This window comes from Aeromicrobium marinum DSM 15272 (genome assembly GCF_000160775.2).
GTDB lineage: Bacteria > Actinomycetota > Actinomycetes > Propionibacteriales > Nocardioidaceae > Aeromicrobium > Aeromicrobium marinum.
In genome coordinates this window covers 806,996-828,771 of record NZ_CM001024.1, presented here as the reverse complement: position 1 = coordinate 828,771, position 21,776 = coordinate 806,996, and the positions used below count along the sequence as shown (strand labels likewise).

21 protein-coding genes are annotated in these 21,776 nt (G+C 72.3%); 8 read left to right on the top strand and 13 right to left on the bottom strand.

Going from position 1 to position 21,776, the window contains the following annotated elements; translation table 11 throughout:
* Entirely contained in the window at nt 1–762 is a 762-nt protein-coding gene (locus HMPREF0063_RS04365; protein WP_007077443.1) for a crotonase/enoyl-CoA hydratase family protein, read from the bottom strand.
* A gap of 44 nt (nt 763–806) precedes the next feature.
* Between HMPREF0063_RS04365 and HMPREF0063_RS04360 the strand changes: the two genes are divergently transcribed.
* Nucleotides 807–1,163 carry an arsenate reductase family protein gene (locus HMPREF0063_RS04360; protein ID WP_007077442.1) on the top strand — a complete coding sequence of 119 codons (357 nt, stop codon included), beginning with the start codon at nt 807–809 and terminating at the stop codon, nt 1,161–1,163.
* Between the two features lie 117 nt (nt 1,164–1,280).
* On the opposite strand, the gene HMPREF0063_RS04355 is transcribed toward HMPREF0063_RS04360, so the two are convergent.
* The 9 genes from HMPREF0063_RS04355 to HMPREF0063_RS04315 form a co-directional block, all read right to left on the bottom strand.
* Nucleotides 1,281–2,081: an MBL fold metallo-hydrolase gene (locus tag HMPREF0063_RS04355; RefSeq protein WP_007077441.1), complete on the bottom strand. Its 801-nt coding sequence runs from the start codon at nt 2,079–2,081 to the stop codon at nt 1,281–1,283.
* Nucleotides 2,081–3,616 carry a signal recognition particle protein gene (gene ffh / locus HMPREF0063_RS04350; RefSeq protein ID WP_007077440.1) on the bottom strand — a complete coding sequence of 512 codons (1,536 nt, stop codon included), beginning with the start codon at nt 3,614–3,616 and terminating at the stop codon, nt 2,081–2,083. The genes HMPREF0063_RS04355 and ffh overlap by 1 nt, the downstream gene beginning before the upstream one ends.
* 18 nt (nt 3,617–3,634) lie before the next feature.
* Nucleotides 3,635–5,851 carry a [protein-PII] uridylyltransferase gene (locus HMPREF0063_RS04345; protein WP_007077439.1) on the bottom strand — a complete coding sequence of 739 codons (2,217 nt, stop codon included), beginning with the start codon at nt 5,849–5,851 and terminating at the stop codon, nt 3,635–3,637.
* A 35-nt stretch (nt 5,852–5,886) separates the two neighbouring features.
* A complete protein-coding gene (locus HMPREF0063_RS04340; protein ID WP_007077438.1) occupies nt 5,887–6,225 on the bottom strand; it encodes a P-II family nitrogen regulator in 339 nt (112 codons plus the stop codon).
* 1 nt (nt 6,226) lies between these two features.
* A complete protein-coding gene (locus tag HMPREF0063_RS04335) occupies nt 6,227–7,468 on the bottom strand; it encodes an ammonium transporter (RefSeq protein WP_007077437.1) in 1,242 nt (413 codons plus the stop codon).
* A 124-nt stretch (nt 7,469–7,592) separates the two neighbouring features.
* Entirely contained in the window at nt 7,593–8,699 is a 1,107-nt protein-coding gene (gene ftsY, locus HMPREF0063_RS04330; RefSeq protein ID WP_007077436.1) for a signal recognition particle-docking protein FtsY, read from the bottom strand.
* Between the two features lie 30 nt (nt 8,700–8,729).
* Entirely contained in the window at nt 8,730–9,158 is a 429-nt protein-coding gene (locus tag HMPREF0063_RS04325) for an acyl-CoA thioesterase (protein ID WP_007077435.1), read from the bottom strand.
* The gene (gene smc, locus HMPREF0063_RS04320; protein WP_007077434.1) at nt 9,155–12,712 is read right to left on the bottom strand and encodes a chromosome segregation protein SMC; all 3,558 of its coding nucleotides are present in this window, start codon (nt 12,710–12,712) and stop codon (nt 9,155–9,157) included. Before smc ends, HMPREF0063_RS04325 begins: the two co-directional genes overlap by 4 nt.
* Before the next feature lie 58 nt (nt 12,713–12,770).
* A complete protein-coding gene (locus HMPREF0063_RS04315; protein WP_040320091.1) occupies nt 12,771–12,971 on the bottom strand; it encodes a hypothetical protein in 201 nt (66 codons plus the stop codon).
* 100 nt (nt 12,972–13,071) lie between these two features.
* Here HMPREF0063_RS04315 and HMPREF0063_RS04310 point away from each other — a divergent pair, with 100 nt between their 5' ends.
* Together HMPREF0063_RS04310 and HMPREF0063_RS04305 are read left to right on the top strand one after the other, a co-directional pair.
* Nucleotides 13,072–13,578 (top strand): PH domain-containing protein, encoded by a 507-nt coding sequence (locus HMPREF0063_RS04310; protein ID WP_007077432.1) that lies wholly within the window; start codon nt 13,072–13,074, stop codon nt 13,576–13,578.
* The gene (locus HMPREF0063_RS04305) at nt 13,562–14,881 is read left to right on the top strand and encodes a PH domain-containing protein (RefSeq protein WP_007077431.1); all 1,320 of its coding nucleotides are present in this window, start codon (nt 13,562–13,564) and stop codon (nt 14,879–14,881) included. Before HMPREF0063_RS04310 ends, HMPREF0063_RS04305 begins: the two co-directional genes overlap by 17 nt.
* Nucleotides 14,882–14,884: 3 nt before the next feature.
* On the opposite strand, the gene dusB is transcribed toward HMPREF0063_RS04305, so the two are convergent.
* From dusB to HMPREF0063_RS04290, 3 genes are read right to left on the bottom strand one after another with little or no spacing between them, the layout of a single operon-like run.
* Complete coding sequence (gene dusB / locus HMPREF0063_RS04300; RefSeq protein WP_007077430.1) at nt 14,885–16,183, bottom strand: tRNA dihydrouridine synthase DusB; 1,299 nt, start codon at nt 16,181–16,183, stop codon at nt 14,885–14,887.
* The gene (locus HMPREF0063_RS04295) at nt 16,171–16,755 is read right to left on the bottom strand and encodes a hypothetical protein (RefSeq protein ID WP_040320090.1); all 585 of its coding nucleotides are present in this window, start codon (nt 16,753–16,755) and stop codon (nt 16,171–16,173) included. The genes dusB and HMPREF0063_RS04295 overlap by 13 nt, the downstream gene beginning before the upstream one ends.
* Nucleotides 16,756–16,780: 25 nt before the next feature.
* Nucleotides 16,781–18,169 (bottom strand): glycine--tRNA ligase, encoded by a 1,389-nt coding sequence (locus tag HMPREF0063_RS04290; protein ID WP_007077428.1) that lies wholly within the window; start codon nt 18,167–18,169, stop codon nt 16,781–16,783.
* A gap of 125 nt (nt 18,170–18,294) precedes the next feature.
* Between HMPREF0063_RS04290 and HMPREF0063_RS04285 the strand changes: the two genes are divergently transcribed.
* The 5 genes from HMPREF0063_RS04285 to HMPREF0063_RS04265 are packed head-to-tail and all read left to right on the top strand — an operon-like array spanning nt 18,295 to nt 21,765.
* A complete protein-coding gene (locus HMPREF0063_RS04285; protein WP_040320089.1) occupies nt 18,295–19,269 on the top strand; it encodes a metal ABC transporter substrate-binding protein in 975 nt (324 codons plus the stop codon).
* Nucleotides 19,266–20,039 carry a metal ABC transporter ATP-binding protein gene (locus HMPREF0063_RS04280; protein WP_007077426.1) on the top strand — a complete coding sequence of 258 codons (774 nt, stop codon included), beginning with the start codon at nt 19,266–19,268 and terminating at the stop codon, nt 20,037–20,039. The genes HMPREF0063_RS04285 and HMPREF0063_RS04280 overlap by 4 nt, the downstream gene beginning before the upstream one ends.
* Nucleotides 20,039–20,881 carry a metal ABC transporter permease gene (locus HMPREF0063_RS04275; RefSeq protein WP_007077425.1) on the top strand — a complete coding sequence of 281 codons (843 nt, stop codon included), beginning with the start codon at nt 20,039–20,041 and terminating at the stop codon, nt 20,879–20,881. Before HMPREF0063_RS04280 ends, HMPREF0063_RS04275 begins: the two co-directional genes overlap by 1 nt.
* 16 nt (nt 20,882–20,897) lie before the next feature.
* Nucleotides 20,898–21,296 (top strand): Fur family transcriptional regulator, encoded by a 399-nt coding sequence (locus HMPREF0063_RS04270; RefSeq protein ID WP_007077424.1) that lies wholly within the window; start codon nt 20,898–20,900, stop codon nt 21,294–21,296.
* 31 nt (nt 21,297–21,327) lie between these two features.
* On the top strand, nt 21,328–21,765 hold the full coding sequence (locus HMPREF0063_RS04265; protein ID WP_007077423.1) for a GNAT family N-acetyltransferase: 438 nt from the start codon (nt 21,328–21,330) through the stop codon (nt 21,763–21,765).
* Nucleotides 21,766–21,776 lie beyond the last annotated feature (11 nt).

The following is a 21,776-nucleotide window of genomic DNA, read 5'->3' as shown; positions in this document are numbered from 1 at the left end:
TCAGAAGCTCCCGTGCCGTCCGGCCCCGTCGACGAACCGGCGGGCGCCGTCGACGGCCTCGGCCAGGACGACCGGCACCCCTGCCGCACCTTCGGCCCGCAGGGCGTCCGCCAGCGGGAGGTCCCACTGCGACCGGGCCGAGGCGAGGTCGGCGCGCAAGCACTGCTGCGGGAAGCGGGCCAGCTGCGACGCGAGGTCGTGGGCGACGGTGAGCGCCTGGCCGTGCGGCACGACCCGGTTGGCCAGCCCCATCTGGAGCGCCTCGTCTGCAGCCACGGGCCGTCCGGTGAGGATGAGGTCGAGGGCGCGTCCCTGACCCACGACCCGTGGCAGGCGCACGGTGCCGCCGTCGATCAGCGGCACGCCCCAGCGGCGGCAGAACACCCCGAACACGGCGTCCTCCTCCACGACCCGGAGATCGGCCAGCAACGCCAGCTCCAGCCCGCCGGCCACGGCGTGCCCGGACACCGCCGCGACGAGCGGCTTGGACAGCACCAGCCGGGTCGGCCCCATCGGCCCGGTGCCGTCCGGGTCCAGGTCGTGGCGGCGGTCGGGATCGGCGACCGCGGAGAGATCGGCGCCCGCGCAGAACGTGCCGCCGGCACCGGTCAGGACGGCCACGGCGAGGGAGTCGTCGGCCTCGAACCGCTCGAACGCCTCGCGCAGGAGCAGCGCGGTGGGCCCGTCGACGGCGTTGCGCACCTCGGGTCGGTCGATCGTGATCGTGCAGACGTCGTCGTCGACGTCGAACCGGACGGTCATGGTCCTGCCCTTCCTCTGCGGCGCCGGCCACCTATGCTCGGGCCATGGCTGACGTGACGATCTTCCACCACACCGGCTGCTCGACCTCCCGACACGCCGTCGAGGCAGCGGCCGCGGCCGGGACCGACGTCGAGGTCGCCCCGTACCTCAAGACCCCGCTCGACCGTGACCAGCTGCTGGCGCTGCTGGCGAAGCTGGAGGACGAGCCGGCCGCGCTGGTGCGCAAGGACTCGTTCTTCCGCGACCAGGGACTGGTCGCGGAGGACTTCGTGAGCCCCGAGGAGGTCGCCGACCTGCTCGTGCAGCATCCGCGCCTGATGGAACGCCCCGTCCTCGTGCGCGGCGACCGCGCGATCATCGGCCGCCCCAAGGACCGGGTCGCTCCGTTCCTCGCCGGCTGACCCACCCAGAAGTGCTCCCCTTCCCGCTGGGAGTGACGTTTCTGCCCCGTTTCGGACGATTCGAGGGCAGAATCGTCACTCCCAGCGCGAAGGTGAGGCGGGTAGCGGGGGCCGGAGTCAGCGCAGGGTGATCACGTCGCCGTCGCGACCCGGGCGCGCGCCGCAGCCGGCCAGACGTCGGACCAGCTCGGACTCCGGCGGGTTGTGGTGACTGAGGTGCACCGCGACCACCTCGGTCGCATCGTGCACCGCACCACACTCCCGCAGCGCGGCCACGGTCTCGGCGAACGAGCCCAGGTGCAGGTGCCCCGCCCCGAGGTGGTGGGCGTCGCCGAACGTCTCCTCCAGCAGGACCACGTCGAACCGGGCGCCGGCGACCCGGTCGAACCAGTCCGGCGGCAACGGTCCGGTGTCGCAGCCCCACAGCAGCCGGTGCCCCGACGGCGACGTGACGTCGTAGAGCACGGCGTCGCCGTCGAGGAACACCCGGTGCGCCGCGGGCAGGACCCGGACCGCGTGGCCGCCGAGGTCCAGCTCGTCCCCCGCGACCACCGGCCGGAACCGCACGGCGGCGTCGGGAGCCACCCAGTCGCGGCACGCGTCGACCACGGCCGCCGGGCCGACCACGTCGAGCGGGGCGTCGGCGACCCACGAGCGGAACAGCAGCTGCTCCGGCGCCAGGTGGTCGGCGTGCGCGTGGGTCACCAGCACGTGCCTCAGCCCGGCCAGGGATCGACCGAGCCGGACGGCCGCGTCGCCCACCCCGGGACCGAGGTCCAGCAGCACGGTGCCGTCGACCATCGCCGAGGACTGCCCCCGCACGATCCCCGAGACACGTGCCGTCGTGCAGGCGTCGCACCGGCAGAACGCGTTCGGCCAACCGTCGGCCGACCCGGTGCCGAGCAGGACGACCTCCACTAGAGGAGGTCCTTGAGCTCCTTCGGCAGCTCGAAGCCCTCGGCATCGGGCTTGCCGAATCCGAAGGCGTCGGCGCCGCTCGACGCCGGCGGGGCGCCCTTGGCCTCCGCCGCGCGCTTGGCCGGGTTGCCCGAGACCCGCTTGCCCTTCTTCTTCTGCTGGGGCTTCTGCTTGGCCCCGGCACGCTTGCCGGCCCCGGGCAGGCCCGGCATACCGGGCATGCCGGGCACGCCGCCGCCCTTGGCCATCTGCTGCATCATCTTGCTGGCCTCGAAGAACCGGTCGACCATCTGGTTGACGTCCTTGACCTCCGTGCCCGAGCCCTTGCTGATGCGCGCACGACGGGAGCCGTCGATCATCTTGGGGTTGTCGCGCTCGGCCGGGGTCATCGAGTAGATGATCGCCTTGATCTTGTCGATCTCGCGCTCGTCGAAGTTGGCCAGCTGCTCCTTGTACTGACCCATGCCCGGCATCATGCCCAGGAGCTTGGTCATCGAGCCCATCTTGGCGATGGCCTCCATCTGCGCCAGGAAGTCGGTGAGCGTGAACTTGCCGCCCATCAGCTTCTCGGCCGCAGCGGTGGCCTCCTCGGCGTCCATCGCCTTCTCGGCCTGCTCGATCAGGGTGAGCATGTCGCCCATGTCGAGGATCCGCGACGCCATCCGGTCCGGGTGGAAGACGTCGAAGTCCGTGAGCTTCTCACCGGTCGAGGCGAACATGATCGGCCGGCCCGTGACCTGACGCACCGACAGGGCCGCACCACCGCGGGCGTCACCGTCGAGCTTGGTCAGCACCACACCGGTGAAGTCGACGCCGTCGGCGAAGGCCTGGGCGGTCTGCACCGCGTCCTGGCCGATCATCGCGTCGATCACGAACAGGACCTCGTCGGGATCGACCGCGGCCCGGATGTCGGCCGCCTGACGCATCAGCTCGGCGTCGATGCCCAGGCGTCCGGCGGTGTCGACCACCACCACGTCGTGCAGGGTGCGGCGGGCCTCCTCCATCGCGCGGCGGGCCACCTGGACGGGGTCACCGGTGCCGTTGCCCGGCTCCGGGGCGAACACCGTGACGCCGGCCTGCTGACCGACCACCTGCAGCTGGGTGACCGCGTTGGGGCGCTGCAGGTCCGCAGCGACGAGCATCGGGCTCTTGCCCTGCTCCTTCAGCCACAGGCCGAGCTTGCCGGCGAGCGTCGTCTTGCCCGCGCCCTGGAGCCCGGCGAGCATGATGACCGTCGGGCCGTTCTTGGCGAAGCGGATGCGGCGGGTCTCGCCGCCGAGGATGCCGATGAGCTCCTCGTTGACGATCTTGACGACCTGCTGCCCGGGGTTCAGCGCACGGCTGACCTCGACCCCGGCGGACCGCTCCTTGACGGTCGCCACGAAGTCGCGGACCACCGACACCGAGACGTCGGCCTCGAGCAGGGCCAGGCGGATCTCGCGGGCGGTCGCGTCGATGTCGGCCTCGGTGAGACGGCCCTTGCCGCGCAGGTTCTTGAACGCGGACTGGAGGCGGTCTTGCAGGGAGTCGAACACGACGACCAGCCTAACCGGTCACGCGAGCGCGACCTCGATCGCGGCACGGAGGTCCTCGGCCGGGCCGGGGCCCAGCTCGTGGCCCGTCTCGTCGACGACGTAGAACACGTCACGGGCCTCGCTGCCGTAGGTGGAGATGTGGGCCGACCGGATCGAATGACCCAGCCCGGCGATCGTGCGGCAGACCTGCCAGATCAGGCCGCGCCGGTCGGTCGCCCGCACGTCGATCATCGTCGCCGTGGCCCTGGCGCGGACCAGCAGCCGGACCCGCGGATCCTCACCGTCGGGAGCCGGCCGGTCGAAGCGGGTCACCAGGTCCAGCTCACCGTCGAGCACGGTTCGAACCCGCTCGCGCAGGCGGACGACGTCGACCTCGGCCCGGGTCACCTCCCACAGCGACGCCGCCGCACCGTCGTGGGTCGCGCTGCGCACCGACAGCAGGTCGAGGCCCGCCACCGCGAGGGCACCGGCGATGCGCGCCATCAGGCCCGGCTCGTCACGGGTGACCACGGTGATGAGCGATCCACCCTGGTGCGGTGCCGCGGTCAGGGCGAAGCCGCGCTCGACCCAGGTCGAGGTGTCCGGATAGGGGACCTCGGCGGGCCACCCTCCGTAGTCGTCCGGGTCGACCGCCGGCCGGCCGGCCAGATGATCGGCCGTCTTGACCACCAGGCCCTCGACGAGGCCGCGCCTCCACCTCGACCACGCCGTGTCGCTGGTGGCGGTCGCGTCGGCCGCCGTCAGGGCCGCCAGCAGGGTGAGGAACTCGGCGTCCTCGACGACGTCGGCCAGGTTGGCGACCGTGGTGGGGTCCTCGATGTCCCGCCGGGTCGCGACGGTCGGCAGCAGCAGGTGCCACCGGACGAGTCGGCCGATGACGGCCGCGTCGGCCTCGTCGAAGCCCCACCGCCTCGCGATCTCGACCGCCATCGGTCGGCCGACGGCCGAGTGGTCACCCTCGCGGCCCTTGCCGATGTCGTGCAGCAGGGCGCCGACCGCGAGCAGGTCGGGGCGCTCGACCCCGCGCATCCGGGCCGCCGCGGCCACGCAGGTGCCGATGCTGTGGCGGTCCACGGTGTGCCGGTGCACCGGTGAGGACGAACCCCGCAGCCGGATGCCGGACCACTCCGGCAACCACCGGTCGACCACCCCGGCGATGTCGAGCTCGTCCCACACCGGCACCAGGCCGGGACCCGACGTCAGGAGGTCGACCACCGCCCGTCGGGCCGACGCCGGCCACGGCTCCGGCAGGTCACCCAACGTCGCCGCCAGTCGGACCGCGGACCCCGATCCCAGTGGGCGGCCGGTCCGGGCCGCCACCACGGCCGCCCGCAGGGCGACCTCGGGGTCACGCCCCGGGTCGGCATCGGCGGTGACGATCACCTCCTCGTCCAGCAGCCCGACGCCCGGCGCCATCGGGGCCACGACGGGTCCGCTGGCGCCGATCCGGGTCGACCGGGGCTTGACCACGTCGTCGAGCCGCCGCCAGGTCAGGGCGCACAGGTGCGCGATCCGCCGGCCGGTCGACCGGACCCGGAGGTCGAGGTCGGCCGGCGCGAGCCCCATCAGACCGGCGATCTCCGGCACGAAGGCGGGATCCAGCAGGTCGGAGTGGCGGCCGGTGACCTCCTGCAGCACGTCCCGCACGTCCAGCAGGTCCCGCCGCAGGGACTCCAGCTCGCCGTGCGGCACGTCGACCAGCCAGGTCGCCACGAGGCCCCGCATGATGACGGCGTCCCGCAGCCCGCCGGCGGAGTTCTTCAGGTCCGGGATCGCCGCGTGCGGCACCCAGCCGGACCGGGCGATGCGGTGCTCGCGGTCGTCACGGATCTGCTCGACCCGCTCCCGCGCGTCGCGCCGGTAGTCCGCCAGCACCTCGCTGCGCAGCGCCATCACCATGCCGGCGTCACCGGCGACGGTCCGGGCGTCCAGCATGCCGAGCGCCACCCGGTGGTCGTCCCGGGCGGCCTGCCGCATGCCGCCGGTGTCACGGACCGAGTGGTCCAGCGCCACCCGGTCGTCCCACAGCGGGTACCAGATCTCGGCGGCGATCCGCGCCACCTCGGCCTCGGGCACCGCGGGATCGTGCACCAGGGCGACGTCCACGTCGCTGTGCGGCGACAGCTCGGACCGGCCGTAGCCGCCCACCGCCACCAGCGCGACGCCGTTGCCGGCGCGGGGGTCGCCCGTCGCGGGGACCGCCGCCGCGAACAGGTCACGCAGGCGGCGGTCCATCGCCAGCGCCCGCTCGGCGCGGGCCTCGGCGAAGGTCAGACCGCGGCCTCGTCGGTCTCGCCGGTGCGCACCCGCACGACCGACTCGACGCCGACGACCCAGACCTTGCCGTCGCCGATCTTGCCGGTCTGCGCCGCCGAGGTGACGGTGCCGACGACCAGGTCGACGTCGGCGTCGTCGACCACGACCTCCAGCCGGATCTTGGGCACGAGCGAGACGTCGTACTCCGCCCCCCGGTAGACCTCGGTGTGGCCCTTCTGCTGGCCGTAGCCGCTGGCCTCCGTGACGGTCATGCCGGCGACACCGGCCGCGGCAAGGGCCTCACGGACCTCTTCCCACTTGTGCGGCTTGATCACCGCGGTCACGAGCTTCATCTCATGCTCCCGTCTTGAAGGGCGAGCCACCCGAACTGGTGTAGTCGTACGCACTCTCCAGGTGCTCTGCCTGGTCGATGCCGGCCAGCTCGACGTCCTCGTCGACGCGGAAGCCCATCGTCTTGTGGATCACGGTACCGATCACCCAGGTGAGGACGAACGAGTAGCCCAGCACCGCGAAGGTCGCGAGGGCCTGCTTGCCCAGCAGACTGAGGTCCCCACCGTAGAACAGGCCGTCCCCGACCGCGAGGAAGCCGATCAGGACCGTCCCCACGATGCCGCCGACCAGGTGGACGCCCACGACGTCGAGGGAGTCGTCGTAGCCGAGCTTGTACTTGAGACCGACGGCGAGCGCGCACAGCACGCCGGCGACGACGCCGAGGGCGATCGACCCGAGCGGCGAGATCGAGCCGGCGGCCGGGGTGACGGCCACGAGACCGGCGATCGCACCGGACGCCGCACCGAGGCTGGTGCCCTTCTTGTCGCGCACGCTCTCGACGAGCAGCCAGCCGAGGATCGCGGCGCCGGTGGCCACGACGGTGTTGACGAACGCCAGACCGGCCAGCCCGTTGGCACCGACGGCCGACCCGGCGTTGAAGCCGAACCACCCGAACCACAGCAGGCCTGCGCCCAGCAGCACGAACGGCAGGTTGTGCGGGCGCATGGGTTCGCGCCGGAAGCCGATGCGCCGGCCGAGCACCAGGGCCAGGGCCAGACCGGCGGCACCGGCGTTGATGTGCACGGCCGTGCCGCCCGCGAAGTCGATGGCCTCGAGCTCGGTCGCGATCCATCCGCCCGTGTCGCCGAAGTCGAAGACCCAGTGCGCGACCGGGAAGTAGACGACCGTCATCCAGACGACCACGAACACCGTCCACGCCGAGAACTTCGCGCGGTCGGCGATCGCACCGCTGATGAGGGCGACCGTGATGATGGCGAACATCAGCTGGAAGCCGATGAAGACGTACTCGGGAATGGTGCCGGCGAGGCTGTCGACGTCGACGCCGTCGAGCCCGGCCTTGCCGAACCCGCCCAGCAGCGAGCTGCCGTCAGGGCCGAAGGCCATGGTGTAGCCGTACAGGACCCACAGGACGGGGACGACGGCCAGCGCGATGAAGCTCATCATCATCATGTTGAGCACGCTCTTGGCGCGGACCATGCCGCCGTAGAAGAACGCCAGCCCGGGCGTCATGAGCAGCACCAGGGCCGAGCTGGTCAGGATCCACGCGGTGTCGCCGGTGTCCATGAAACCTCCGTCAAGCAGGGTCGGGCCGAGTCGCGCCGACGACCCCCAGCGTCGCGCTCGCTCGTTTCCGGTTGCGCACCATCGTGTTACGGCCGTGTTACCCCGTCGTCCTCACCGGACGGACTCACCCCAGCAGGGCGTCCACGAACTCCTCGGCGTCGAACGGAGCCAGGTCGTCCGGGCCCTCGCCCAGGCCGACGTACTTCACCGGGACGCCGAGCTCGCGCTGGACCGCGACCACGATGCCGCCCCGGGCGGTGCCGTCGAGCTTGGTGAGCACGATGCCGGTGACGTCGGTGACCTCGCCGAAGACACGGGCCTGGGTGAGACCGTTCTGACCGGTGGTGGCGTCGATCACCAGCAGCACCTCGGTGACCGGGGCCTGCTTCTCGATGACCCGCTTGACCTTGCCCAGCTCGTCCATGAGGCCGGCCTTGGTGTGCAGGCGTCCGGCGGTGTCGACCAGCACCACGTCAGCGCCGTCGGCGATCCCGCGCTGGACGGCCTCGAAACCGACGCTGGCGGGGTCGCCCCCCTCGGGCCCCCGCACGACGCCGGCACCGACCCGCTCCCCCCAGGTCTGCAGCTGGTCGGCCGCGGCCGCACGGAAGGTGTCGGCCGCGCCCAGCACGACCGTGCGCTCCTCCGCCACGAGCACCCGGGCCAGCCGTCCGACGGTGGTGGTCTTGCCGGTGCCGTTGACGCCGACGACCAGGACGACCCCCGGCCTGCCGTCGGCACCGGTTGATCGCAGGGACCGGTCGAGCGACGGGTCGACCAGCGCCAGCAGCTCCTCGCGCAGCGCGACACGGGCCGCCGCCGGGTCGTGCACACCCTCGACCCGCAGGCGGGTGCGCAGCCGGTCGACCAGCTCGGTGGTGGGACCGACCCCGACGTCGGCCGCCAGCAGGGTCTCCTCGATCTCGGTCCAGGCGTCCTCGTCGAGCGTCGACCGCCCCAGGATCGCGAGCAGACCCTGGCCCAGCGTGCTGTTCGACCGCGCCAGCCGGGCCCGGAGACGGACCAGGCGGCCCTGCGGGGACTCCGGTCGCTCCACCGTGTCGGTGGCCTCGGCGAGCTGCTCCGGGTGGTGGATCTCGGCCTCGGTCTCGGCCAACGACTCCGGGGTGGGCGGCAGCTCACCCCGACCCCGACGCACGAGGAGGGAACCACCGACGCCGAGCAGGACGACGGCGACGGCCAGGACGACAAGCAGGATCTCGGTGGTCACCCACCCACCCTAGAGCGGCGAGGGCCGGGTTCAGGTGAGGGGAGCCAGCGCCTCGCGGATCAGCTCGGGCACCGGGGTGGGGGTGCGGTCCGGCCCCGCCACGTACACGTGGACGAATCGTCCGACCGCCGCCGGCTCGTCGCTCTCGCCCTGGAAGAGACCGATCTCGTAGACGACGCTGGACGTGCCGAGCCGGGTCACCCGCAGGCCCGCCTCGACGTCCCCGGGGAACCTCAGCTCGCGCAGGAAGCGGCAGCCGGTCTCGGCGACCACCCCGTAGGTGTCCAGGGCACGGATGTCGGTGCCGGTGGCCTCGATCAGGTAGCCGTTGACGGCGGTGTCGAAGTACGAGTAGTAGACGACGTTGTTGACGTGTCCGTAGACGTCCTCGTCCTCCCACCGGGTGCTGATGCGGCGCAGCACGGGGAAGTCGCCGCGGACCGGCTCGGTCGTGCTCATCGGGCGGACTCCTCCTCGCGCAGCCGCTGGCTGATGACCGCGGAGACACCGTCGCCGCGCATCGAGACGCCGTACAGCGCGTCGGCGACCTCCATCGTCCGCTTCTGGTGGGTGATGACGATGAGCTGGGAGTTGGCCCGCAGCTCCTCGTAGATCTCCAGGAGCCGGCCCAGGTTGGTGTCGTCGAGGGCCGCCTCCACCTCGTCGAGGATGTAGAACGGGCTCGGCCGCGCCTTGAACAGCGCCACGAGGAAGGCCACGGCGACCAGCGAGCGTTCTCCGCCGGACAGCAGCGACAGCCGCTTGACCTTCTTGCCGGGCGGCCTGGCCTCCACCTCGATGCCCGTGGTGAGCATGTTCTGCGGGTCGGTCAGGATCATCCGGCCCTCGCCACCGGGGAACAACCGGCTGAAGACCCCCTCGAAGGCCGCGGACACGTCGTACCAGGCCTCGGTGAAGACCTGCTCGACCCGGGCGTCGACCTCCTCGACGATGTCGAGCAGGTCCTGTCGGGTGCGCCGGAGGTCGGCCAGCTGGTCGGACAGGAACTGGTGACGCTCCTCCAGGGCGCTGAACTCCTCCAACGCCAACGGGTTGACCTTGCCCAGCATCGCCATGGCGCGTTCGGCGGTCCGCAACCGCTTGACCTGCTCGTCCCGGACGTAGGGCACGGGCGGCAGCGTCACGTCGGGGTCGGCGTCCGGCTCGATGCTGGCCGGCACGGGGACCTCCGGCCCGTACTCGGCCACGAGCGCCTCGACCTCGAGGCCGAGCTCCTCGAGCGCACGGGCCTGCAGGCCCTCCAGCCGCATCCGCAGCTCGGCCCGGGCCAGCTCGTCGCGGTGGACCGAGTCGGTGAGCGTGTCGAGCTCGCTGCTCAGCTCCCGCAGGCGCCCGCGGACCTCGCGCAGCTCGATCTCGCTGCCGCTGCGCGACTGCTCGATCTCGGACCGCAGGGTCGCCGCGCGGTCGATCGAGATCTCGAGCTGGGCCAGCACCAGGTCGGTGGCATCGATGACGACCCGCGCCGTCGCCGCCTCCCGCACCTGCCGTTCGCGGCGCGCCTGGGCGATCCGGCGGGACTCCCGCTCGGCCTCGGCCGCCTCGAACAGGGCCGTGACCTGACCCTCCAGCGCCCTGGCCCGCTCCTCGTTGGTGCGCAGGGCCAGACGTGCGTCGGTCTCGGTCCGGCGTGCGGCCGACGCCTGTTCGGCCAGCTGCTCCAGCTCGGTGGTGTCGGGCTCGGTCTCGGGGGCGGACTCCGCCCGGGTGAGGCGGTCCTCCATCTCGGCCAGTCCGGCGACGTCCCGCTCCCGGGCGGCCTCGGCGACCTCGATGGCCTGCGTCAGACGCTCGGCCTCGCCACGCGCCGCGCGCGCGGTCGACCCGAGCCGGCCGAGCGACTCGGCCACCGCGGCCATCTCGGCGTCGGACTCGTGCAGCTGCTCCAGCAGGTCGTCGACCGCCTTCTGTGCGACCGCGCGCCGCTCGACCACCTGCTGCTGCTCGAACCGCAGCCGCTCGGACTCGTGCACGACGGCAGCCAGGTCGGACCGTGCCTCGTCGATCGCGGCCTTGACCTCGATGAGGCTCTGCGTGGAGGAGGACCCGCCCGACGCGAAGTGGGCCCCGAGGACGTCGCCGTCACGCGTCACGGCCGTGACGTCGGAGGCCTGGCGCACCAGGACGCGGGCGCGGTCGAGGTCGTCGACGACGGCCACCTTGAACAACAACCGCCGCAACGCCCCGGCCAGCGCCGGCGGGCCGTCGACGAGGTCGACGGCGTAGGTGGCTCCGTCGGGGAGACCGGGCCAGGTGGAGTCGTCGACGTCGTCGGTCGTGCCCAGCAGCAGACCGGCGCGACCGAGGTCCTCGGTCTTCAGCTTCTCCATCGCCGAGACGGCCGTGTCGAGGTGGTCCACCGCCACGGCGTCGGCCGCAGAGCCCAGCGCGGACGCCAGCGCGGTCTCGTACCCGGACCGCACGACCAGCAGGGCGGCGACCGATCCCAGCATCCCGCTGATCTGGTCGGTGGCCGCGAGCAGCGCGCCGGCACCGTCCTTGCGGGCCAGGCCGAGCTCGAGCGCCTCGACCCTGGCCGCCAGCGCCGCCTGGCGCCGGTCGGCGACCTGCAGGTCGGTGGCCAGTGCCGCGGCCGCGGCATCGACCTCGCCCAGCGACACCTCGGCCTGCTCCAGCTCGGAGTCCAGGCCCGACTCGCCGGCGTTGAGACCGGCGATCTGGTGCTCCAGGGTCGTGAACTCGTGCTGCGCCTGGTCGGCGCGGTGGACCGCCTCGTCCCGGGCGACGGTCAGTCGTCCGATCTCCTCCCCCGCGGCCTCGGCCCGGCTGCGGATGGCGTTGACCTGCCCGTGCAGACGAGCCAGGCCCTCGCGCTGGTCGGCGGCGGCGCGCAACAGGCCGGCGACCCGCCGCTCCTCGGCGGAGTAGGCGGTCTCGGCCTCGCCGCGGGCGGCCACGGCCGCGTCCAGGGCCGCGCCGGCGGCGGCGACCTTCCCGGCCAGGACACCGTGCTCCTCGGCCGCCCGGCGCGCGTCGGCCTCCAGCTCCTCGGGCTCGCGGCCGGAGCGCTGCTCGTCGGTCTCGACGGCGGCGAGGCGCACCCGCTCGGTGGCCAGGCCGGCCGTTCCCCGGAGCCGCTCGCGGACGCCGGACAACGCGTACCAGGCCTCCTGCGCAGCGGAGAGGCGCGGCGAGTCGTCCCGCAGCCGGTCCTCCAGCTCGGTCTCGGTGCGACGGGCGGCGGCGATCGACGACTCGACCGCGGCCCGTCGGGCCTTCAGGGCCTGTTCGTCGGCCAGCTCGGTCTCGATCACGTGCTGCGCCGAGACGACGTCGTCGGCGAGGAGACGGGCCCGCGCGTCGCGGACGTCGGCCTGGATCACCGCCGCCCTGCGGGCCACCTCGGCCTGGCGGCCCAGCGGCTTGAGCTGTCGTCGCAGCTCGTTGAGCACGTCGGTCAGGCGCGTCAGGTTGCCCTGCGTGGAGTCCAGCTTGCGCAGCGCCTTCTCCTTGCGCTTGCGGTGCTTGAGGACGCCTGCGGCCTCCTCGATGAACCCCCGGCGCTCCTCGGGCGTCGCCCGCAGCACGCTGTCGAGCTGACCCTGGCCGACGATGACGTGCATCTCGCGGCCGATGCCGGAGTCGCTGAGCAGGTCCTGGACGTCCAGGAGACGACAGGTGGTGCCGTTGATGGCGTACTCCGACCCACCGTTGCGGAACATGGTCCGGCTGATCGTGACCTCGGCGTACTCGATCGGCAGCGCCCCGTCGGAGTTGTCGATCGTGAGCACGACCTCGGCCCGTCCCAGCGGCGGGCGGCCGGACGTACCGGCGAAGATGACGTCCTCCATCTTGCCGCCACGCAGCGACTTGGCGCCCTGCTCGCCCATGACCCACGACAAGGCGTCGACGACGTTGGACTTGCCGGACCCGTTGGGCCCGACGACGCAGGTGATGCCGGTCTCGAACTCCAGCGTCGTGGTGGACGCGAAGGACTTGAAGCCCCGGAGCGTGAGGCTCTTCAGGTACACACGGGCTCCTCGGTCGGACGGGTCGAGGACACCCTAGTGCGTCCGCCGCGTCACGAGGTCAGTGAGCGACCGGTTCCATCAGGTCGGAGGCGTTGACGCTCTCGACCCGCTCGCGCAGGGCCTGGAGGAGTCCGTCGTTCTCGGTCTTGAGCCGGCCCACCTCCGCCTCGAGGTCGGCGACGCGCCGACGCAGGGTCGCGGTCTGCTGCAGTTCTGCGGGCGTGGGACCGCCGATGAAACCGACGAGGGCCTTGGCCATGGAGATCCTCCACATAGCGGTACGACGAGGGCGGAAGGTCCGTTCCGCGTCTCCCAGTGTCCCACCGTCGGCCGCCGCGGGTCAAACGTAGGGTGGCGCCATGGACTCCCTCTTCCGGCCCGACGTGGGCACCTGGACCCCGGTGTCGCCCCGGCTCGCCACCGCCCGTCGGGGCCTGGGCCTGGTGTGGATCGTCGTGCTCTGGGCCGCAGCCGCCGCCGGCACCGGGATTCCGGTCGCGACGACCGACGACTGGCCGTGGTGGCCTCTCGCCGCCGTGACGGTCGTGGCCGTGGCCGCGGGCGTCGCCCTGTGGGTCTGGGCCGGACGCAACCGGCGCTCGTGGGGCTACCTGGAGGCCGAGTCCGACCTGCTCGTGACCCGGGGGGTCATGTTCCGCCGACTCGTGGCGATCCCCTACGGCCGGATGCAGTTCGTCGACGTGTCCGCCGGTCCCGTCGCCCGACGGCTCGGCATCGCCACGGTCACCCTGCACACCGCCAGCACCGAGACCGCGGCCGACATCCCCGGCGTGCCGGCCGACGAGGCCCGCCGCCTGCGCAACCGGCTGACCGAGATCGGTGAGAGCCATGGCGCCGGACTCTGAACCCGCACCGTCCGAGGAACGGGGTTCGCGCACCCACCCGGTCACCGGCGTGATCCAGGGCCTGATCTGGAGCGGAGCGATCCTGGTGGCCCTCCTCGGTCAGCAGGTGTTCGGAGGCGACGGCATCGACCTGCCGGGGTGGTACTGGATCGTCCTCGGGCTGCTGGGGGCCGTGGCGGTCGGACAGGCTGCGGGGTTCGCCTCCTGGTGGTTCCTGCGGTACGTCATCGACCACGAGGAGCTGCGGGTCACGTCGGGCGTCCTCACGAAGACGTCACGCCGGGTCTCGTTCGAGCGGATCCAGTCCGTCGACCTCGCCGAGCCGCTCCTCGCGAGGCTCGCCGGCCTCGCGGAGGTCCGGGTCGAGACCGCGGGCGGCAAGGACTCGCGGACGGCGTTGCGGTTCCTCACCAGGCCCCAGGCGATCGCCGTCCGCCGCCTCCTGCTGGAGCGGGCCCACGGTCGAAGCGGTGAGGAGCCCGAGGACGACGTCGACCGGGCGATCCTGGCCCTGGTCACCCCCGACCGGATCGTCATCGGCACCCTGCTGAGCCTGGACTTCGCCCTGGCGGCCGTCGGCAGCGTCGTGGTGCTGTCGTCCCTGCTGTGGACGACCCAGCTGCTGCTGTTCGCCGGCGGCCTCTTCGCCCTCGGCAGCTTCCTCGTGCGGATCGTCTCCGACCGGGTGATCACCCAGTGGGGATTCCGGCTGAGCCGCGGTGGACGCGGGCTGCGCATCGAACGCGGGCTGCTGTCGAGGACCTCCCAGACGATTCCGTTCGACCGGGTGCAGGGCATCCGGGTCACCGAACCGGTCGTCTGGCGACGCTTCGGCTGGCGGCGGCTCGAGGTCGACGTCGCCGGCTACTCGGGGGGCTCCGACGGCGAGTCCGGAGGACTCACCAACAACACCCTGCTGCCCATCGCCGACGCCGACCTCGCGAACACCGTCATCGACGAGCTCGTCCCCGGGATCGCCGTCGAACCGGCGGGCCGGGTCGGCGCGTCGTCGCGGTCGTGGCCGTTCGCGCCGATCGGCTGGCGGTACCGCTGGGTCGCGGCCGACGACTCGGGCTTCGTCGCCCGGACGGGCTGGATCGCCCGGCACACCGATCTCGTGCCGCACGCCCGCACCCAGTCGGTCGAGGTCCGGCAGGGACCGCTGCAGCGTCGTCTCGGGGTCGCCACGCTCGAGGTGCACACGCCCGACGGCCCGGTCAACGCCGACGGTCGTCACCTGCCGCAGTCCGACGCGCTGCGGGTCGCGCTGGAGCAGCTCGACCGCGCCCGCGCCGCCCGGTAGGACTCAGCCGCCCGAGGTCGCGTCCTCGGCCGCCGGGTCGAGGGCACCGGTGAACTCGCGGTCGTCCAGCCAGCCGTCCGGAAGCACCACCCGCTTGGGCGTGCCCTGTCGACCGCGAGGACGCCCCAGCTCGGTGACCGGGAAGGCCTCGGTGGGATCCAGCTCGACGAGCAGCTCGTCGAGCGCGGCGTACGAGGAGACCTGACCCAACCGCTGGCGCACCGACGGCCCGGCGGGGAACCCCTTGAGGTACCAGGCGACGTGCTTGCGGAACTCCACGCAGCCACGCTCCTCGCCCAGCCAGCCCCCGAGCAGCTCGGCGTGCCGGCGCATGATCGCCATCACCTCCCCGAGCGTGGGCAGCGCCGGCACGGTCTCCTCCCCGGTGAAGGCGGCGGCGAGGTCGCGGAAGAGCCACGGCCTCCCGAGACAGCCGCGGCCGACCACGACGCCGTCGCAGCCGGTCTCGCGGACCATCCGGAGGGCGTCGGCGGCCTCCCAGACGTCCCCGTTGCCGAGCACCGGGATCGACACCGCCGCCTTCAGCGCGGCGATCGCCGCCCAGTCGGCCTCGCCGGAGTAGTGCTGCACCGCGGTGCGACCGTGCAGCGCGATGGCCGCGCACCCGGAGTCCTCGGCGATGTGGCCGGCGTCGAGGTAGGTCAGGTGGTCGTCGTCGATGCCCTTGCGGGTCTTCATCGTCACGGGAACACCGAACGGTGCCGCTGCAGCCACTGCCTCGGTGAGGATGCGACCGAGCAGGGTCGCCTTCCACGGCAGCGCCGCTCCCCCGCCCTTGCGGGTGACCTTGGGGACCGGGCACCCGAAGTTGAGGTCGACGTGGTCGACACCGTGGTCGCCGCACAGGATCGCCACCGCGCGTCCGACCGTGGCCGGGTCGATGCCGTACAGCTGCACGGACCGCACCCGCTCGTTGGGGGCGAAGGTCAGCATCCCCAGGCTGGTGCGGTCACCCTCGACGACCCCGCGGGACGTGATCATCTCGCACACGTACAGGCCGGCTTGTCCTGAGGTGCGAGCCTGCGAGCCTCGAAGGGCCTGTCCTGAGGTGCGAGCCTGCGAGCCTCGAAGGGCCTGTCCTGAGGTGCGAGCCTGCGAGCCTCGAAGGGCCTGTCCTGAGGTGCGAGCCTGCGAGCCTCGAAGGGCGCCCTGCTCGGCACAGAGCTGGCGGAAGGCCGCGTTGGTGACTCCGGCCATGGGGGCCAGCACCACCGGCACGTCGACGGTCAGGTCGCCCAGGCGCAGCGGGCCGGGCAGCGCGGCGTCGCTCACGGGCTCCATCGGATGGCGTCGGCCGACGACCCGGGCTGCAGGTCGACCGACACGAGGGCGTTGCCGGCGGCCACCAGGTACACCAGGCACAGCGTCGCCTCGGAGTCGGGCAGGAAGCTCTCGGGCAGGGTGCCGTTGGGGCAGGGCGCGAACTGACCCACCACCTCGTTCGGCGGCAGGAGCACGTTCTTGTCGTCCCTGGCGAAGATCGGCAGGGCGACGCCGCCCAGGCCGGCCGGCCCCTCGTTGACGACCGTCAGGTCGACGTAGAACGGCGTCGACTGCAGGGCTGCCTCGTCGAGCGAGAAGAACCGGAAGTCCTCGATGGCGCCGCGGCGGACCGCCGAGACCGTCACGGTCACGGCGCTGGCCGCTCCGTCGCCGACCTGGTAGACCACCGTGGCCGGCTCGTCCTCGGTGAGCTGCGTGCCGCCGGGGGTGATCTCGACACCCGCCGGCAGGTCGAAGCCGGCGGGCACGGAGGCACGCGGTTCGGGCTCCTCGTCGCCACCCCCACAGGCTGCGAGGAGGGTGACGAGGGCGACGGACACGGCTGCCGCAGCGGTGCGCATGGTCTTCACGAGCCGATTCTGACCCTCGGCCGGGTCAGCAGCCGGGCAGGCGCGCCGCGAGCCACTCGCGGACCTGCGTGAGGGCGACCCGCTCCTGCTGCATGGAGTCCCGCTCGCGGATGGTGACGGCCTGGTCGTCGAGCGTGTCGAAGTCGACCGTGACGCAGAACGGCGTGCCGATCTCGTCCTGGCGTCGGTACCGCTTGCCGATCGCCGCCGAGTCGTCGAAGTCGACGTTCCAGTAGCCCCGCAGCTCGGTGGCGAGACTGCGGGCCGCCGGCGAGAGCTGCTCGTTGCGCGACAGCGGGAGCACCGCGACCTTGCAGGGGGCCAGGCGGGGGTCGAGCCGCAGCACCGTGCGGGTGTCGACACCGCCCTTGGAGTTGGGCGCCTCGTCCTCGGCGTAGGCGTCGACGAGGAAGGCCATCATCGACCGGTTGACCCCGGCCGCGGGCTCGATGACGTAGGGGAACCAGCGGTCGCCGGACTCCTGGTCGAAGTACCGCAGGTCCTTGCCCGAGTGCGAGCTGTGCGTCGACAGGTCGAAGTCGGTGCGGTTGGCGACGCCCTCGAGCTCGCCCCACTCCGAGCCCTGGAAGCCGAAGCGGTACTCGATGTCGACGGTCCGCTTGGCGTAGTGCGAGAGCTTCTCGGCGGGGTGCTCGAAGAACCGCAGGTTGTCGGCCGCGATGCCCAGGTCGGTGTACCACCGCATGCGCTCGCCCAACCAGTACTCGTGCGCCTCCTCGTCGGCGCCCGGGGCGACGAAGTACTCCATCTCCATCTGCTCGAACTCGCGGGTGCGGAAGATGAAGTTGCCGGGGGTGATCTCGTTGCGGAAGCTCTTGCCGATCTGGCCGATGCCGAACGGGGGCTTGCGGCGCGAGCTGGTCATGACCTGGGCGAAGTTGACGAAGATGCCCTGCGCGGTCTCCGGGCGCAGGTAGTGCAGGCCCTCCGCCGACTCCACCGGGCCCAGGTGCGTCTTCAGCAGGCCGTTGAACATCTTCGGCTCGGTCCACTGCCCCTTGGTGCCGCAGTTGGCGCACACCAGCAGGTCCATGCCGACGGCGTCGGGGTCGTCCAGGCCCTTCTTCTCCGCGTACGCCTCCTGCAGGTGGTCCTGCCGGTACCGGCGGTGGCACGACAGACACTCCACGAGCGGGTCGACGAAGGCCGACAGGTGCCCTGAGGCCTCCCACACCGCGGGCGGGAGCACGACGGAGGAGTCGAGGCCGACGACGTCGTCGCGGCCCTGGACCATCGTGCGCCACCACTGGCGCTTGATGTTCTCCTTGAGCTCGACCCCGAGCGGCCCGTAGTCCCACGCGGACTTGGTACCGCCGTAGATCTCACCGCACTGGTAGACGAACCCGCGTCGCTTGCACAGGCTGATGACGGTGTCGATCGTCGAGGTGGCCATGGGTGGGCACTCCGTTCCGGCTGGATGTCGGGGGACGGTCCAGACTAGCGCTCGTGCGGGCAGCGACCCTGACCGGTCAGGTGCTCGATTTGACAATGGTTCCCATGCGCAGGGAGGCTGGTCCCATGCATGACTCCCCCCGCGCCCGGCTCGCCCGCACCGCCGCTGTCCTCACCGCCCCGCTGCTGGTCCTCCCGGCCTGTGGAGCCGCGGCCGACGGCGACGACGGGGTGACCGTCCTGACCTCGGCCTACCCCTTCACGTTCGTCGCCGAGCGGGTCGCCGGCGACCTGGCCACGGTCGAGAACGTCACCGCCCCGGGGGTCGACCCGCACGACGTCGAGCTGACCGGACGGCAGGTGGCCGCGTTCGGCTCGGCCGACGTGATCGTCTACACCGAGTCGTTCCAGCCCGCCGTCGATGCCGCCGTCGAGCAGGCCGACCGCGACGCCGGGGTCGTCGAGCTCGGTGAGGTCGTCGGGCTGCTGGAGGGCGACGAGGAGCACGACCACGAGGGCGAGGAGCACTCCGACGAGGAGGGCCACTCCGACGAGGACCACGAGGGCCACGACCACGGCGGGGTCGACCCGCACTTCTGGCTGGACCCGTCCCGCATGGCCTCAGCGGCCGAGGCCGTCCGCGACGCGCTGGTCTCCGCCGACGCGGACAACGCCGACACCTACCAGGCGAACGCCGCCTCGCTGGTCGCGGAGCTGGAGACCCTCGACGAGGACTACACGGCCGGGCTGGCCACCTGCGAGCGACGCAGCATCGTCACGTCGCACGAGGCCTTCGCGTACCTCGCCGACACCTACGACCTGCAGCAGTACCCGATCGCCGGGCTCAACCCGTCGGACGAGCCGACCGGGGCGCAGCTGGCCGCGATCACCGACCTCGTCGAGGACCAGGGCATCACGACGGTGTTCACCGAGGAGCTGGTCAGCGCGGCCATCGCCGACACCGTGGCCTCGGCCACCGGCGCCAGGACGGCTACGCTCGACCCGATCGAGGGACTGTCCGACGAGACGGCCGACGACGACTACCTGACCATCATGGAGCGCAACCTCGACGCCGTCCGAGAGGCCAACGGCTGTTCATGACCGATCCTGACGAGGCACCCGCGCTGCGCATCCGGGGCCTCGACGTCGATCTCGCGGGTCGACCTGTCCTCCGGCAGGTCGACCTCGACGTCTCCCGGGGCGAGCTCGTGGCCCTGCTGGGGGCGAACGGGTCGGGCAAGTCCACGATCGTGCGCAGCGCGGTCGGCCTGGTCCCCCGTCGGTCCGGCACGATCGAGCTGTTCGGCACGCCACTGGAGTCGTTCACCCACCGGCACCGGCTCGGTTACGTGCCCCAACGGTCGTCGGAGGCCTCGGGGGTCCCCGCCTCCGTCCGTGAGGTCGTCATGAGCGGCCGGCTGTCGTTGCGTCGCTTCCTCGGTCCGGCTCGACGGGCCGACCGTGACGCCGTCGAGGCCGCCGTGGCGAAGGTCGGGCTCGGCGACCACCTGACCACCCCGGTCACCGAGCTGTCGGGCGGCCAGCACCAACGCGCCCTGATCGCTCGCGCCCTGGTCACCGACCCCGATCTGCTGGTGATGGACGAACCGACCGCCGGGGTCGACCAGGCCAACACCGAGGCCCTCGCCGACCTCCTCGCGACGTTCACCGCGGCCGGCGGTGCCGTCCTGCTGGTCGAGCACGAGCTGGGCCCTCTGCGCCCCGTCGTCGACCGGGCCGTCGTGGTCGACCGTGGCCGGATCACCTTCGCCGGCGTCCCCGCCGCCGCCCCCGAGGACGACGCGCACGGCCACCCGCACTCCGGCGCCCCTCCCCGGCTGTCCCCCTTCCCCGGTGAGGCGATCATCTGATGTTGGAGCTGCTGCAGTACGACTTCATGCGGTACGCCCTCGTGGCCGCCGTGGTCACCGGGGTCACCGCGCCCGCGATCGGCACGTTCGTCGTGCAGCGCCGACTCGCCCTGCTCGGCGACGGCCTCGGCCACGTGGCGCTGACGGGGGTGGCCCTGGGTCTGCTGACCGGTCTCGCGCCGGTGCTCACCGCGGTGCTGGTGGCCGCTGCCGGCGCGGTCCTGATCGAGGTGCTGCGGATCTACGGACGGACCAGCGGCGACGTCGCCCTGGCGATGTTGTTCTACGGCGGACTCGCCGGCGGGGTGCTGCTGACGAACCTCGCGGGTGACAGCGCCAGCGTCCTCAACAGCTACCTGTTCGGGTCGATCGTCACGGTCGACCGTGACGACCTCGTGGCCGTGGTCGTGCTGGGCGCCGTCGTCCTCGCCGTGACCCTGCTGCTCACCCCCCAGCTGTTCGCCGTCTGCCAGGACGAGGAGCACGCCCGGGTCAGCGGCGTGCCCACCCGGCTCTACGGCATCCTGGTCGCCGTCCTCGCGGCCGTGACCATCACCGTGGCCATGCGGACCGTCGGCCTGCTGCTGGTCTCGGCCCTGATGGTGGTGCCCGTCGCCGCGGCCCAGCAGGTCAGCCGGACCTTCCGCGGCACCCACCTGCTCGCGATGCTGCTCGGCCTGGCGGCTGCGGTCGGCGGCGTCGTCGTGAGCTTCGAGATCGACACCCAGCCCGGTCCGACGATCGTGCTCCTCGCGCTGGGCACCTTCGCGGTCCTGGCCCTCGGCCGTGGCGTGCGCTCGCGCCTGCTCCGCCGTCGGGACCGACCACTAGAGTTGGCCTGAGGAGGTCTGCACAGCCATGGTCGAAGCACCCCGCAACACCCGCCAGCGCCGAGCGGTCGCCGCGATCCTCGCCGATCTCGACGGGTTCGCGAGCGCCCAGGAGATCCACGACATCCTGCGGCATCGCGGCGAGTCGGTCGGCCTGTCCACCGTGTACCGCAACCTGCAGGCCCTGGCCGACGCCGCAGAGGTCGACGCCCTGCGCAACGACGACGGCGAGGTCCTGTACCGCCAGTGCAGCTCGGGCCACCATCACCACCTGGTGTGCCGCACCTGCGGCCGCACGGTCGAGGTCGAGGGACCCACGGTCGAGCGCTGGGCCGACGGCGTCGCCGAGAAGCACGGGTTCTCCGACGTCGCCCACACCCTGGAGATCTTCGGTTCCTGCGCCACGTGCACCGCGGCCGCCCGTTGACGATGCGCACCGTCCAGGTCGGGGTGGCGTGATGGACCCGACCTTCGTGGCCGGCGACCGACTCTCTGCGGCCGACGTGTACGCCGTCTGGCAGGTCCGCGACCTCGTCTTCGCCGTCGAGCAGCGCTGCGACGAGCCGGACGTCGACGGACTCGACCTGCTGGCCGGCACGACCCACGGCTGGTTCGCCGACGACGCCGGCCTCTCCAGCTACCTGCGCACGTTCGTGGCGACCGACGGCATCCGCCGGATCGGACGGGTCTGCACCCGTCGCGACGCTCGGGGACGTGGACTCTCCGGCCGACTGATCACCGCGGTCCACGACCGGTGGGGCGACGATGAGCTGCGCCTGGGCGCCCAGGCCTACCTCGAGCAGTGGTACGCCGGGTTCGGCTACACGCGGTGCGGCGACCCCTACGTCGAGGCCGGCATCGACCACGTGCCGATGCGGCGTCCCGGGACGTCCTGACCCACGGCAGG

Excerpts from the sequence above, each read along its gene's own strand:
- HMPREF0063_RS04280 (WP_007077426.1), top strand. The coding sequence starts at position 19,266 with ATGACCGATCCTGACGAGGCACCCGCGCTGCGCATCCGGGGCCTCGAC.
- HMPREF0063_RS04310 (WP_007077432.1), top strand. The coding sequence starts at position 13,072 with ATGGACTCCCTCTTCCGGCCCGACGTGGGCACCTGGACCCCGGTGTCG.
- HMPREF0063_RS04275 (WP_007077425.1), top strand. The coding sequence starts at position 20,039 with ATGTTGGAGCTGCTGCAGTACGACTTCATGCGGTACGCCCTCGTGGCC.
- HMPREF0063_RS04335 (WP_007077437.1), bottom strand. The coding sequence starts at position 7,468 with ATGGACACCGGCGACACCGCGTGGATCCTGACCAGCTCGGCCCTGGTG.
- HMPREF0063_RS04325 (WP_007077435.1), bottom strand. The coding sequence starts at position 9,158 with ATGAGCACGACCGAGCCGGTCCGCGGCGACTTCCCCGTGCTGCGCCGC.
- HMPREF0063_RS04265 (WP_007077423.1), top strand. The coding sequence starts at position 21,328 with ATGGACCCGACCTTCGTGGCCGGCGACCGACTCTCTGCGGCCGACGTG.
- HMPREF0063_RS04340 (WP_007077438.1), bottom strand. The coding sequence starts at position 6,225 with ATGAAGCTCGTGACCGCGGTGATCAAGCCGCACAAGTGGGAAGAGGTC.
- HMPREF0063_RS04305 (WP_007077431.1), top strand. The coding sequence starts at position 13,562 with ATGGCGCCGGACTCTGAACCCGCACCGTCCGAGGAACGGGGTTCGCGC.
- dusB (WP_007077430.1), bottom strand. The coding sequence starts at position 16,183 with ATGGAGCCCGTGAGCGACGCCGCGCTGCCCGGCCCGCTGCGCCTGGGC.
- HMPREF0063_RS04365 (WP_007077443.1), bottom strand. The coding sequence starts at position 762 with ATGACCGTCCGGTTCGACGTCGACGACGACGTCTGCACGATCACGATC.
- HMPREF0063_RS04360 (WP_007077442.1), top strand. The coding sequence starts at position 807 with ATGGCTGACGTGACGATCTTCCACCACACCGGCTGCTCGACCTCCCGA.
- HMPREF0063_RS04285 (WP_040320089.1), top strand. The coding sequence starts at position 18,295 with ATGCATGACTCCCCCCGCGCCCGGCTCGCCCGCACCGCCGCTGTCCTC.
- HMPREF0063_RS04270 (WP_007077424.1), top strand. The coding sequence starts at position 20,898 with ATGGTCGAAGCACCCCGCAACACCCGCCAGCGCCGAGCGGTCGCCGCG.
- HMPREF0063_RS04345 (WP_007077439.1), bottom strand. The coding sequence starts at position 5,851 with ATGGACCGCCGCCTGCGTGACCTGTTCGCGGCGGCGGTCCCCGCGACG.
- HMPREF0063_RS04315 (WP_040320091.1), bottom strand. The coding sequence starts at position 12,971 with ATGGCCAAGGCCCTCGTCGGTTTCATCGGCGGTCCCACGCCCGCAGAA.
- HMPREF0063_RS04290 (WP_007077428.1), bottom strand. The coding sequence starts at position 18,169 with ATGGCCACCTCGACGATCGACACCGTCATCAGCCTGTGCAAGCGACGC.